13 protein-coding genes and 1 pseudogene are annotated in these 13,593 nt (G+C 28.5%); 3 read left to right on the top strand and 11 right to left on the bottom strand.

What is annotated here, in order from left to right:
• The first annotated feature begins 102 nt into the window (after positions 1-102).
• On the top strand, positions 103-1,674 hold the full coding sequence (locus tag JOC62_RS06620; RefSeq protein WP_204594443.1) for a DEAD/DEAH box helicase: 1,572 nt from the start codon (positions 103-105) through the stop codon (positions 1,672-1,674).
• A gap of 201 nt (positions 1,675-1,875) precedes the next feature.
• On the opposite strand, the gene JOC62_RS19310 is transcribed toward JOC62_RS06620, so the two are convergent.
• The 7 genes from JOC62_RS19310 to JOC62_RS06590 form a co-directional block, all read right to left on the bottom strand.
• Complete coding sequence (locus tag JOC62_RS19310) at positions 1,876-2,007, bottom strand: hypothetical protein (protein ID WP_279381509.1); 132 nt, start codon at positions 2,005-2,007, stop codon at positions 1,876-1,878.
• A gap of 92 nt (positions 2,008-2,099) precedes the next feature.
• Positions 2,100-2,954, bottom strand: coding sequence for an NAD(P)/FAD-dependent oxidoreductase (locus tag JOC62_RS06615; RefSeq protein ID WP_204594442.1), 855 nt, complete (start codon positions 2,952-2,954; stop codon positions 2,100-2,102).
• Positions 2,955-2,964: 10 nt separating this feature from the next.
• Entirely contained in the window at positions 2,965-3,279 is a 315-nt protein-coding gene (trxA, locus tag JOC62_RS06610; protein WP_204594441.1) for a thioredoxin, read from the bottom strand.
• Between the two features lie 234 nt (positions 3,280-3,513).
• Positions 3,514-5,226 carry an ABC transporter ATP-binding protein gene (locus tag JOC62_RS06605; protein WP_204594440.1) on the bottom strand — a complete coding sequence of 571 codons (1,713 nt, stop codon included), beginning with the start codon at positions 5,224-5,226 and terminating at the stop codon, positions 3,514-3,516.
• A 9-nt stretch (positions 5,227-5,235) separates the two neighbouring features.
• Positions 5,236-5,907: an ABC transporter ATP-binding protein gene (locus JOC62_RS06600; protein ID WP_204594439.1), complete on the bottom strand. Its 672-nt coding sequence runs from the start codon at positions 5,905-5,907 to the stop codon at positions 5,236-5,238.
• Entirely contained in the window at positions 5,900-6,664 is a 765-nt protein-coding gene (locus JOC62_RS06595; RefSeq protein ID WP_204594438.1) for an ABC transporter permease, read from the bottom strand. Before JOC62_RS06595 ends, JOC62_RS06600 begins: the two co-directional genes overlap by 8 nt.
• Positions 6,639-7,622 carry an ABC transporter substrate-binding protein gene (locus JOC62_RS06590; protein ID WP_204594437.1) on the bottom strand — a complete coding sequence of 328 codons (984 nt, stop codon included), beginning with the start codon at positions 7,620-7,622 and terminating at the stop codon, positions 6,639-6,641. Before JOC62_RS06590 ends, JOC62_RS06595 begins: the two co-directional genes overlap by 26 nt.
• Positions 7,623-7,867: 245 nt before the next feature.
• Between JOC62_RS06590 and JOC62_RS06585 the strand changes: the two genes are divergently transcribed.
• Positions 7,868-10,483, top strand: coding sequence for a calcium-translocating P-type ATPase, PMCA-type (locus tag JOC62_RS06585; protein ID WP_204594436.1), 2,616 nt, complete (start codon positions 7,868-7,870; stop codon positions 10,481-10,483).
• Positions 10,484-10,544: 61 nt separating this feature from the next.
• Here JOC62_RS06585 and JOC62_RS06580 read toward each other — a convergent pair whose 3' ends face one another.
• Together JOC62_RS06580 and JOC62_RS06575 are read right to left on the bottom strand one after the other, a co-directional pair.
• Positions 10,545-11,375 carry a CvfB family protein gene (locus JOC62_RS06580; RefSeq protein ID WP_204594435.1) on the bottom strand — a complete coding sequence of 277 codons (831 nt, stop codon included), beginning with the start codon at positions 11,373-11,375 and terminating at the stop codon, positions 10,545-10,547.
• 13 nt (positions 11,376-11,388) lie between these two features.
• On the bottom strand, positions 11,389-11,889 hold the full coding sequence (locus tag JOC62_RS06575) for a gamma carbonic anhydrase family protein (protein WP_204594434.1): 501 nt from the start codon (positions 11,887-11,889) through the stop codon (positions 11,389-11,391).
• Between the two features lie 116 nt (positions 11,890-12,005).
• On the opposite strand from JOC62_RS06575, the gene JOC62_RS06570 reads away from it, so the two are divergent.
• Complete coding sequence (locus tag JOC62_RS06570; protein ID WP_204594433.1) at positions 12,006-13,013, top strand: CehA/McbA family metallohydrolase domain-containing protein; 1,008 nt, start codon at positions 12,006-12,008, stop codon at positions 13,011-13,013.
• A gap of 39 nt (positions 13,014-13,052) precedes the next feature.
• On the opposite strand, the gene JOC62_RS06565 is transcribed toward JOC62_RS06570, so the two are convergent.
• Both JOC62_RS06565 and JOC62_RS06560 read right to left on the bottom strand, forming a co-directional pair.
• Positions 13,053-13,376 carry a hypothetical protein gene (locus tag JOC62_RS06565; protein ID WP_204594432.1) on the bottom strand — a complete coding sequence of 108 codons (324 nt, stop codon included), beginning with the start codon at positions 13,374-13,376 and terminating at the stop codon, positions 13,053-13,055.
• 118 nt (positions 13,377-13,494) lie between these two features.
• Positions 13,495-13,593 (bottom strand): annotated as a pseudogene (locus tag JOC62_RS06560) (winged helix-turn-helix transcriptional regulator); the annotation flags it as partial.

Genomic DNA, 13,593 nt, shown 5'->3' with positions numbered 1-13,593 from the left:
TAATTAATAAGTTGATAATTAATTATAGAATGTACGGTACAAATATATAAAAAAATATATAACAAATATATAATAAATATATATATATGAAGGGAAATTTGAATGAATAATATAAAATTTGAAGATTTAAACTTAAGAGAAAATATCCTAAAGGCGATAACTGATTTAGGATATGAAGCACCATCAGCGATACAAGCACAAAGTATACCACTAGCTACAGAGGGTTATGACCTAATCGGGCAAGCACAAACAGGAACTGGAAAAACTGCTGCTTTTGGTTGTTCAATACTTAATACTTTCGAAAGATCAAATAATGTTGGTGCATTAATACTTACTCCTACAAGAGAACTTGCAATCCAAGTTTATGAGGAGTTTAAAAAGCTTACTAAATATGAAAAATTACAAGTATTACCTGTATATGGCGGAGATTCAATCACTAAACAAATAAAGGCTTTAAACCAACATGTTGATATAGTTGTTGGAACACCTGGTAGAGTTCTTGACTTAATCAGAAGAAAAAAACTTAACCTAAACAAAGCTAACTATTTAGTATTAGATGAAGCTGATGAAATGCTAAATATGGGATTTATAGATGATATAGAGAGCGTTATAAATGAATTACCAGAGGATCGTCAAACACTTTTATTCTCTGCTACTATGCCACCTCAAATTAAAAAATTAGCTAACAAGTATATGAAAAAAGATGCTAAGCATATTGAAATTAAGAAAGTAGCTATGACAGTATCTAAAATTGAACAAAAATTCTTTGAAGTTAATAATAAAAATAAATTTGAAGCATTATGTAGAGTTCTAGATTTTGATAATCCAGAAATAGCTATAGTATTCTGTAGAACTAAAAAGGGCGTAGATGAATTAGTTCAAGACATGCAAAGTAAAAACTATGTTGTTGAAGGTATGCACGGTGATATGTCTCAAGTTCATAGAATGAAAACTTTAAAGAGATTTAAAGAAGGTGCATTAAACTTCTTAGTTGCAACTGATGTTGCTGCAAGAGGAATAGACGTTGAAGGGGTTACTCACGTTATAAACTACGATTTAACTCAAGACGTTGAAAGCTATGTTCACAGAATCGGAAGAACAGGAAGAGCTAACAGAGAAGGTACTGCTTACTCATTCGTTACTCCAAGAGAAAATGGAATGATGAGAGAAATTAAGAAAGTTACTAAGGGTAACATAGAAAAAGCTAAGATACCTACAGTAGATGAAATACTTGAAAAGAAACTTCAAGATAAATATTCAAGTATAGAAACTGTACTTGAAGAAAAAGCTTTCAAAAAGTACTTACCTCTTGCTGAAAGCATAGCTGAAAACTTTGATTCAGTTGATGCAATAGCTGCATTACTTAAGATGCAATTTGATAAAGAAATGTCATTTGAGTATAAGGAAAATGCTCTAACTGCTCCAAAATCTGAAGATGTTAGACTATTCTTCTCAATAGGTAAGAGAGATCAATTATCACCTAAGACTTTCGTAAAATTCATTGCTGATAGAGCTAAGATAAATGGATCAAAGATCAATAAGATTGATATACTTGAAAACTTCTCATTTGTTTCAGTAGACCCTGATATACAAAAGAAAGTTATTGAAAAATGTTCAGGTATTAAACTTAATGGTAGAAGAGTTAATGTTGAAGTAGCTACAAAAAGAAGATAATTTATATATTTAAAAGTAAGGTTATTTAACCTTGCTTTTTTTATCTATATTAATATCCTCTTTATTATAAGTCTATAAAAAATACATTTTCCTAACTCTTAAAAGTAAACCTTTTTTAATTTAAAAACAAAAAGAGTAGTTATATTTACAATCTAACTACTCTTTTCTACATCTGTTCTATAAACATGTGTTATCCCTTTCTTATTTTGAAGATAATTCTTCTGATAATTTTTTTAACTCTTCAAAATTTAATTCTGAAAGATCTCTTCTATTGTACTTATCACTAGCAGCTTGTTTAATTTTTGTGATAAATTCTTCTCTATAATCCATCATTACTTTCTCCCCCTTTCAAATAGCATTATAAAATAATATTATACTCCTTATTATATACTTGTCAATAAAAAAAGTGCCAGAAATTCTGACACTTATCCTAAGTATGATGCTGCACTAAGTGCTGCAACATTTCCTTCTCCAGCAGATTTTATATACTGATACGGCGTACCAATACAATCTCCTGCTGCAAAACATCCTTTAATATTTGTTTTCATTAATCTATCTACTTTTATATGCCCATCTTCAATCTCAAGTCCTGGTACTAATTGAGTTGGTGGAACAGCATTTTTTAATAAAAATACACCATCTGTTTCTAACTCTTCTCCATTTTTAAATAATACTTTAGAAACTTTAGAGTCACCTATAATTTCAGTCGGTGTCTCTTTTATTATATTTATACTGTCATTTAACTTATAATCACCTTTATACATCGGAACAAAGAATACTTCCCCTGCTAGCTCACTTACAAAGTTTGCTTCTTCTTCTCCTACCTCATTATAACTAATTATAGTTACTCTCTTACCTTTATAAAGAGGTGCATCGCATGTTGCGCAGTATCCTACACCTTTTCCGATAAACTCTTCTTCTCCTTTTAATGGTTTTGTATATTCTACTCCAGTTGCTAATATAACTGTTTTAGCTTCATACATCTTTTGGTTAACCATTAAAGTAAAATAATCTCCCATAGAATATATGGTATTTATTCTCTCATTTACAATTTCTATGCCCATCTTATTTATATGGTTTTGAAAGCTCTCTAGAAGACTTTTTCCTGTACCTGAAGTAAATCCTAAATAATTATTAACTTTGGGAGCCTTTTCTATTTTATCACTAAGATTATTATTCCCAAAAATTATAAATGATTTATTTCTAATTTTTGCATTTAATGCTGCTGATAATCCTGCAGGACCACTTCCTACTATAGCAATATCATATCTACTATCCATAGAAATTCTCTTATATATGCTTTTCTATTAAAGCTTTTATTTGATCTTTTGGTAAAAATCCTACAACCATATCAACATCTTTTCCGTCTTTAAATACTTTTAAAGTTGGTATACTTTGTATTTGATACTTATTAGCTACTTCTGGGCTTTCATCAACATCTATTTTAACAAATTTAACATCTTCCATTTCAGTTTCTAATTCTTCTAAAACAGGGGCTATCATTTTGCAAGGCCCACACCAAGTTGCAAAAAAGTCAACTAAAACTACTCCTTTTTGATCTAAAACTTCCGCACTAAAACTATTATCTCCTATGTGTTTTGGCATAATAAATTCCTCCTAATTCATACCCCTAAGGGGTATATTTCATATTTTCTTAATAATAACTCTTTTCAAACTAATAGTCAATACTATTTTTAACAATTACTCCTATAATATTCTTTAATATTATTTTAATAATATTAAAGAATATTATTAAATATAAAAATAGGTTAGAGTTTTTTTAATCTTATTGCTCTAACCTATTTTAAATTACAAAGTATTAGTTTAAATTAAATTAACTTAATTTAATTTAATAGCTGAATTATAAAGATTTGCATACACTCCTTCTTTTTCTAATAATTCCTTATGTGTGCCTTTTTCTTCAATACCATTATCAGTTAAAACTACTATTTCATCTGCATTTCTTATAGTTGATAATCTATGTGCTACAACTATAGTAGTTCTTCCAACGCAAAGTTTTTCTAATGATTTTTGTATCATATACTCAGTAGTATTATCAAGTGCTGATGTTGCTTCATCTAATATAAGAATTGGTGGATTCTTTAAAAATACTCTAGCTATTGATATTCTTTGTTTTTGACCACCTGAAAGTTTTACTCCTCTTTCTCCTATGTAAGTTTCATAACCATCTTTTTGTGCCATTATAAAGTCATGAATATTTGCAAGCTTACAAGCCTCTATAACTTCCTCTTCCGTTGCATTCATATTACCATATAGAATATTTTCTTTTATAGTTCCAGTAAATAAGAATACTTCTTGCTGAACTATACCTATATTCCTTCTTAATGAATCAACCTTAGTATCATAAATACTATTTCCATCAATTAAAATATCTCCACTTTCTATTTCATAGAATCTTGGAATTAAATTACAGAATGTAGTTTTACCTCCTCCTGAAGGACCAACCAATGCAACCATTTTTCCAGCCTCTATATCTAAAGATATTCCTTCAAGAATTTTTTTATCTTCATAGCTAAAATGAACATCTTTAAATTCTATATTGCCCTTAACATTAGATAAATTTTTAGAATCCTTTTTATCTTGCTCATCTTGGACATTTAATATATCAGTAAATCTCTTAAATCCAGTCATACCATTTTGATATTGTTCCATAAAGTTTATAAGCTTTTTAATAGGATCAGTAAATAATTTTATATATAAAACATATGCCATAAAATCACCTATGTTTATTTTCCCATATAAAGTGAATATACCACCAGCTATTAAAACAATATAATTTAATAAATCTACATAGAACCCAGCTCCTGAAAAATATTGAGCCATAACTTTATAAGCACTCTCTCTTGCATTTTTAAATCTTGAATTTCCTACTTCAAATTTTTTAACTTCATACTCTTCACTTACAAAAGCTTTTGAAACTTTTATACCTGATATACTATTTTCTAAAGTAGCATTTACGAATCCTGTTTCTTCTCTTGTTTTAAGAAATGCTTTATGCATTCTATTTCTTTGTATAAATGTGAAAATAACTATTATAGGGATAAAAGCAAATATTATAAGTGTAAGTAACACATTTATATTTATAAGTATTAAGAAAGATCCAACTAACATTATGATTGAAATAAATAAATCTTCTGGACCATGATGTGCAAGTTCTGAGATATCATTTAAATCATTAACTATTCTAGACATTATATCTCCAGTTTTGTTGTTGTCAAAATACTTGTTTGGAAGTCTTTGAAGGTGAGTAAATAACTCTCTTCTCATATCCCCCTGCATTCGTACTCCAACTACATGTCCCCAATATTGCATGAAATAAACACAAAGAGCCTTAACAATGAAAATCATAATCAATGCTATCGCAAAAGTAATTATCATTCTCAAGTTTTTATCTGGTATAGATATATTTATAAGTTCCTTTGTCATATATGGATATACCAAATCACATCCTGCAGCTATAAGTGCTGCAAGCATATCAAATAAAAATAGCCTTTTATAGGGCTTATAATAACTAATAAATTTTTTTAACATATTTTCTCCTTACAGTAAATTAATAATATTTTTTTTGTACTTTTGAAGTTCCTCTGTAAAAACTCCCTTTATCTTTAGTGGACTCTCTCCAAGGACTATTATTCTTCCTTGAAAATAAATACACTCATCTACATCATGGGTTACAAATACAACTATTCTCCCATCCTCTTTAAAAATTTTTTTAAATTCATCCATGATTATGTATTTTGTTTTATAATCTAAAGATTTAAAAGGCTCGTCCATAAGTATTACATCTGAAGGCTTACCAAGAGCTCTTGCAATATTAATTCTTTGCTTCATTCCTCCACTTAGCTTATCTGGATACCTATTGGCCCATTCTAAGCCTTGAACTTTTTCTAACACCTCTTTAATCTTCAGTTCTAAATCTTCCCCTTTATAATAATGTTTTAAGGCAAGATTTAGATTTTCTTTAACTGTAAGCCAAGGTATTAGTCTATCTTCTTGAAAGATATAACTAACACTTTTTAAATTACAGCCATCTATTTTTCCACTATCAATATCTAATAGTCCAGAAATAAGATTTAAGATTGTACTTTTACCTCTTCCTGATTCCCCTATTAGACAATTTATCTTTTGATTATCTAATACTAAGTTAAATTTATCTAGTATTTTCTTTTCTCCAAAGCTTTTGCTTACATCTTTTAATATTAGCTTACACATCTTCACTCTGCCACCTGTAATATTTCCCAGTTAAAATCTTATTTAATAATTCAAACAACAATGATATTATAGCAATAATTATTATCCATGCAAATATCCCTGGGGTATTAAAATTCATTTTTTCTAATTGAACTTCAGCTCCAATACCATATTTGGGTTGACCATGAACTTCTCCTGCAATTACAACTTTAAATGCTAATGATATAGTTGGAACAAGTATTCTAAGTATATAAAATATTATATTAGGTATATATACTTTCTTTATTCTCTCTCTCATTGGAACTTCATATATTAGCATCATTTCTTCTAATTTTTTATCATTTTTTATTAGCGTATTTATAATACCCTCATAAAGAATTGGAAATACAATTGCAATACCAACTACAAAAGGTGCACTATCTTTATCAAACCATATAAGTGCAAGTACTACTAATACAAGTGTAGGGATGGTTTTTCCTATAGAATTCAAAGGTTTTAATAAATTATTTATAAAGGGGTACATACTAGATAGTACCCCTATAATTATTGCTACTATAAGTGCAACTCCAAAACTGATAATTGTTCTATAAAAGCTCCAAAATACAGTTAATAAAAAGTCTTTCTCTCTAATTATTTCTAAGAGCGAAGTATACACTTCTTGAAGTTTTGGAAGATATATATCATTATTAATTTTAACTGCAACTATTTGCCAAATTACTAATAATATAACTGCTCCAAATAGTATCTCTAATTTATTTTTCCATGTAGATTCCTTCATCTGGAATCTTTCCTCCAATTGACTTTTTATCAAAGCCATCTAGCTTCTTAAAGTAAGTATTGTATTCTTTCTCTGAATCCTTTATTGGAACATATTTAAGGTTTGACTTTTCTATAGATTTAGTGATTATATCCTTATTAGCTGAAACTCCTATTGCTTCACAGATTGCTCCAAGCTCTTTTTTATCTTCTAATGCATAATTAACGCTATTTTCTAATTCTTTTAAGAATTTATCTACAAATTCTTTATTATTTTTTATTAAGTCTTCTTTAACTATTACAGTTGCTTGAGGGAATCCATATTTTGAATCATTTTGTTTTTTCCACTCATCGTTTAGATTCATTATAATATTAAGATCAGGTTTCTTTGCAAGAACTTGGCTTAATGCCGGTTCTGGTATAACTGCAAATTTAGCTTTTCCTGATAAAATTGTTGGTGCAAGCTCTGTAATTCCATTTAAATAACTAAATGTAATATCCTTATCAACATTAAATCCTAAATGAGTTAATACATCTCTTGTTACTATATCAGGTGTAAGTCCTTTACCTATATTAAATATATCTTTTCCTTTTAAATCTTTTATATCTTTAATCTTTTCTGTTGATACTAAGTAAAATGATCCCCAACCAGTTGTAGCTGCAATTTTATATCCAGCTCCTTTATTATATTGTGTTGCCGCAACATTTGATGGAACTATTGCAATATCAGGTTCACCTTTCATAACTGAAGTTACAATATTTTCTGGTGTTTTTTCTATTGAATAAGTAACATTATATCCCTTTTCTATTACTGGGTTATCTTTAATTAATTTAGCAGCACTTATTGCTGGTAGTCCATCTGGAATAGCTACTTTAATTTCTTTTGCAGATTCTTTTGCTTTTTCTTCACTATTTCCACATCCAACAAAAGCAAATATTGATAATACAATTAATAATAAAGCCGTAATCTTTTTCTTCATAATCTTCTCCTCCTCATATTTAATCTATAATATTGTATTTTAAAGCTAATATATTGCATATGATTTGTAAAATATACTTTCTTATTGCATATAAATTGATAAGCTTTTTACTTTATATTAAATTATATCAAAAAAAAGTATATATCTCTATAAATTTACCATGTATTTATTTTCATCAATCTGATTACCCTATATTTAGTAAATATTTTTTTATTTAATCATATTTTGTAAAGAGGTGATAATTTATGTATAACAAATCTATAGATGATGTTTTAAAAGAATTTTCTACTGATAAAAATAAAGGCTTGTCAGAAGCAGAAGCAAAAGCTAGACTTGAGAAAAATGGTTTAAATAAGCTATCATCTAAAAAACCAAAAACTCTTTTTAGCATTTTCCTTGCACAAATAAATGATGCAATGATTTATATACTAATTGGTGCTGCAATTATCTCTGCAATAATGGGTGAATATAGTGATTCTATTGTAATACTTATAGTTATCTTAATAAATGCAATTATTGGTGTCGTTCAGGAGTCTAAGGCTGAAAAGGCACTTTCTGCATTAAAAGAACTTTCAACACCTAAAGCATTAGTTAAAAGGAATGGTGAAGTTATAGAAATTCCATCAGAAGAAGTTGTTTTAGGTGATATTGTTGTTATAGATGCTGGTAGATATATTCCTTGTGATTTACGTTTAATCCAAACTGCTAACCTTAAGATTGAAGAGTCTGCATTCACTGGTGAATCAGTTCCAGCTGATAAGGATGCAACTAAAGTATTTGATTCTAAAGATATTCCAGTTGGAGATAGAGAAAACATGGCATATATGTCTACTCTAGCAACTTATGGTAGAGGTATTGGAGTATGTGTTGCAACAGCTATGGATACTGAAATAGGTAGGATAGCTAAAATGATTGAAAATGAAGAAGAGGATATGACACCTCTTCAAAAGAAATTATCTTCTCTTGGTAAAATTTTAGGAATAGCCGCGATAATTATCTGTGTGCTTATATTCGTAATTGGTCTATTCCAAGGGAGAGATACCTTTGAAATGGCTCTTACAGCTATTAGCTTAGCAGTTGCTGCAATTCCTGAAGGTCTTCCTGCTATAGTTGCTATAGTTCTTGCGCTTGGAGTCCAAAGAATGATAAAGCAAAATGCTATAGTAAAAAAGTTGCCTGCTGTTGAAACTCTAGGTTCTGTAAATATTATATGTTCTGATAAAACTGGAACTTTAACGTTAAACAAAATGACTGTTAGAAAAGTTTATGATACAAATTCCATTTTATCTGTAGATGACATTAATGATCTTAATGATAATTCTAAAATATTATTTGAGACCATGATTCTCTGTAATGATGCTACTTTATCAGATAAAGGTGATACAGGTGATCCTACAGAAATAGCACTTTTAGATATTGGTGTTAGATTTAATTATTACAAGGATGAATTAAACAATAAATATAATAGAATTGATGAAATACCTTTTGATTCTGATAGAAAACTTATGAGTACAGTAAATAAATATGATAATCACTACAGAGTTCATACAAAGGGAGCTATTGATTCATTGTTTAAAGTATGTACTAAAGTTCTTATAAATGGAGAAATAAAAGATTTAACTGATCCTATAAAGAAGGATCTTTTATCTAAATCAAATGAAATGTCCAATGAAGCTTTAAGAGTTTTAGGTGGCGCATATAAGGATTTAGAGTCAGAGAATACTTCTATACCTGATATTGAAAAAGATCTGATTTTCGTCGGATTAATGGGCATGATTGATCCTCCTAGAGAGGAAGTTAAGGGCTCCATAGACCTTTGTGATAAAGCTGGAATAAGAACAATCATGATAACTGGTGACCATAAAAATACAGCTTATGCTATTGGCCATGAACTTGGTATTTCAAGTGATTTTAATGAATGTATAGAAGGCAGCGAATTAGATACATTATCAGATGATGAAATTAAAAATAATATAAATAGATATAGAATATTTGCTCGTGTATCTCCTGAGCATAAAGTAAAGATAGTTAAAGCATTTAAATCTCATGGAAATATTGTTTCAATGACAGGCGATGGTGTAAATGATGCACCTTCACTTAAAGCTGCTGATATTGGTGTTGCTATGGGTATAACAGGTACTGATGTTGCAAAAGGTGCTGCTGATATGATACTTACAGATGATAACTTTACTACTATAGTTGGTGCTGTTGAGGAAGGTAGAAATATTTATTCAAATATAAAAAAATCTATAACCTTCTTACTTTCAGGTAACTTTGGTGAGGTAATAGCTTTATTTGTTGCCATTGTTTTAAATTGGGCTGCTCCACTTCAACCTATTCATATTTTATGGGTTAATCTTATAACTGATAGTTTTCCGGCCCTTGCGCTAGGTGTAGATCCTGGTGACGAAGGCGTTATGGAAGACCCGCCAAGAAACCCAAAAGAAAGTATATTTACAAAAGATACTATATTCACTTTAATAATAAATGGATTAACTGTTGGAATTACAACATTAATTGCTTTCAAAACTGGTCTTAAGTACTACTCTGATTCCATTGTTCATGCACAAACTATGGCATTTGTAGTTCTTAGTATCTCTCAATTATTTTTATCTTTTTCATTAAGAGATAGTAAAAAATCTATATTTAAAGTAGGTATATTTAAAAATAAAGCTTTACTTCTTTCACTTATTTTGGGTATAGTATTACAAATTTTAATAATTTCAGTTCCTTTCCTATCATCAGTATTTAAAACTTATCCATTATCATTTGGAGATTTTGAATTTGTATTTTTAATTTCATTAGTTCCTTTAGTAATTAATGAAATTAGTAAACTTATCCTTGGTATATTTAGAAAATAGTTTTAAATTAAAAATAGTCTATATCATAAATTTTATGATATAGACTATTTGAATTTTGAGATTATTTTAATTTAGTTCCTTCTTCATTCAGTTCTATTAGGCCTTCTTTCATTAATCCACCTAATGCCATTTTGAAGTAGTTCTTACTTGTTCCGAATATTTCTCTAATCTCTTCTGGATTTGACTTATCATTATATGCCATCATTCCACCATTTGATTTTAAATACTTAAGTATTGATTCCTTGATTTCATCTCTAGCATCTAATCTTTTCTTTCTTGTAGTAAGTCCAACTGTGCCGTCCTCATATATTTTTTTAACTCTAGCTTCTAATTCTTCACCTGGGTATATAGTTTCAATATGCTCATTTCCAAGTATTATTCCTCTATACTTGCCATCTATTGCAACTTTAATTGTTGTTGATGTACCCTTTCCATATGAAATAACTTTTACTATATCATCAACTTCATATCCTTCTCCTTGGTCTAAATAATCATCAACTTCTGTAGTAGCTGCAAGTCTACCACTCTTATCTAAATAAGCATAGAATAAATACTTTTTACCTACTAAAAGTTTAAATCTTTGTTCTCTCATTGGTACAAACAAATCTCTTTCAAGTCCCATATTACAGAATGCACCAAAATCATTTTGATGAACAACTTCTAAATATGCAACCTTACCAACTTCAATTAAAGGCTTCTTCATAGTTGCAACTGCTCTACCTTGTGAATCCATATATGTAAATACATTTACTTCATCACCAACTTCAATTTCATTTCCATCTAATAAAGCCTTTGGTAGTAATATCTCATTTTTCTTTTCATCTGCTAAAAAGAATCCAAAGTCCCTTTCTTTAACAACTTCTAGTTTATTATATTCACCTATTTTTATCATTTTTCCTCCTAAATTAAGCATACTCCTTACTCAGCTCTATATAATGTTTAGCTGACTCTCTTATGCTTTCTACTTCTTTTTCTGTTAGTTTTCTAACAGCTTTCGCTGGATTACCAAGTATTAAAACTCCCTCTTCAAATTCTTTATTTTGGGTAACTAAAGCTCCAGCTCCAACAATTGAATTTTTACCTATTTTTGCACCATTTAATATTATTGACCCCATACCTATTAAAACATTATCACAGATAGTACATCCATGAACAATAGCACCATGTCCTACTGTAACGTTTTCTCCGATTATAGTTTCAAAATCGGTATCTACATGTAAAACTGAATTTTCTTGAATATTACTTCCTTTTCCTACATGTATTTTATTCATATCTCCTCTTAATCTAGCACCAAACCAAATATTACAATTTTCTTCAATTGTAACATCTCCGATTATATCTACACTTTCAGATATATATGTATTGTTACTAACCATTGGTATTTTGTTCTTAAAACTCTTAATCATTCTTCTCATCTCCATGTAAAATTCTTATACTATTTTATCATTTAAATAAATTGTTGTCATTATTTTATACTATATACCACTATATATAATTATAATCAATTTTAAGGATAATATATATGGGTAAACATAATAAATATGATATAAATATTTTCAACTTAAAAGATATCAATGTATTCTATGGTATACCAAATTGCTATACCTCTTATTCATTAGGCTCTGCTTCACCTAATGATACACTAAACTATACTTATAGAAGTCATTTAGATTTCTTAATGGTTACAGACCAAAATAGCTTTTTAACTAAAAGTGTTTCTTATGATGGTCATAATATAACAAGATGGAATTCTTCATACAATATATGCAAAAAATTTTCAAGAAAAAAAAATAATTTTATTGCACTTCAAGGTTTTGAAGCAAAAACTATACCCTATGGAGATATAAATGTAATAAATTCAAATAATTTTTTTACTGGAGATATTAAAGATATTAACTTATTAATATTTTGGATGATTAATAATCCTGATGCTTTTATAATTATTAAAAGGCCTATTAAAAGCATTCTATCTCTTCCTTATAATAAAGTGTTAAATAACATGATAACTTCTGTAGAAGTATGTAGTGGAACTTTTGGAGAGCGCTATAATAGAAGAGAAAAATATTACTTTAAGCTTTTAGATATTGGTTGGAAACTTGGTGCTATAAATAGTCAAAGCACAGGGAGTTTAGACTTTGGAAATTATGATAATGCAACAGGAGTACTACTTCCAAAGCTTAGTAAAAGTACTTTGATAGAATGTTTTAGAAACCGTAACACATTCTCTTCTGAAAGTAGAAGCTTATCATTTTATTTTTTTGCTAATGATGTGTTAATGGGTGGAATAATTTCATCTAATTGCGATACTATAGATTTTTCTATTCTTCTAGAAGACAAATATTATTTAATAGAAAAAATAGAGATAATAACTAATGGCGGAGAAATTCTTCATTCTGTTCAAGATATAAAATTAAATAAAATTAAATACTTATACTCTCATAAACTAGAAGATAATCAAAGTTGGTTTGTAATAAAAGTTTATCAAGAAGGTGCTAGGATTGCTATAAGTTCTCCTATATTTGTAGATTAAAAAATCCAAAGTATATACTTTGGATTTTTGTTTAATTTACTATTTCTTTAAGTGTTTAGCTCTATTTGGTTTTGCTTTTGACTTTATAACAATTTTCTTATCAGCTTTCTTTGGTCCACCAGTTTGTTGAATATCCATAAACCATAAGAAACATACTACTATAATTGGAGTTATAATTATCGTAATCCATTGATTTTTAACTACTCCAGTCATTTGTACTATAAGTAATATAATCGCTACTGCAAGTGGTATATATTTATTTACACGTACTTTTGGAAATACATATTTTTTACAAAGCATATAAATACCAAATATAACAGCTAACATTATTATAAAATATAAAATTGACATTAGTATACTCATTATTTTACTTGTCCTCCTCATCAGCTTTATATATTTAATATTAATTTAAATTACTAATCTTTTCAAGTATAATAATTAAAAGATTAACTTTTTTAAAATTTTGTTTCTATTTAATTAATTTTATTTTGCCCATATCCTCCCTCTTTTTCATTCTATCGTGAATAGTACCACCACTTACATGGCATATTCTAGCTATTTCTATATATGGCGTTCTACC

The sequence above is a fragment of the Clostridium sardiniense genome, from assembly GCF_016907995.1.
GTDB lineage: Bacteria > Bacillota > Clostridia > Clostridiales > Clostridiaceae > Clostridium > Clostridium sardiniense.
The sequence above is the reverse complement of the archived record's forward strand: the minus strand, read 5'-3'. Positions and strand labels throughout refer to the sequence as shown.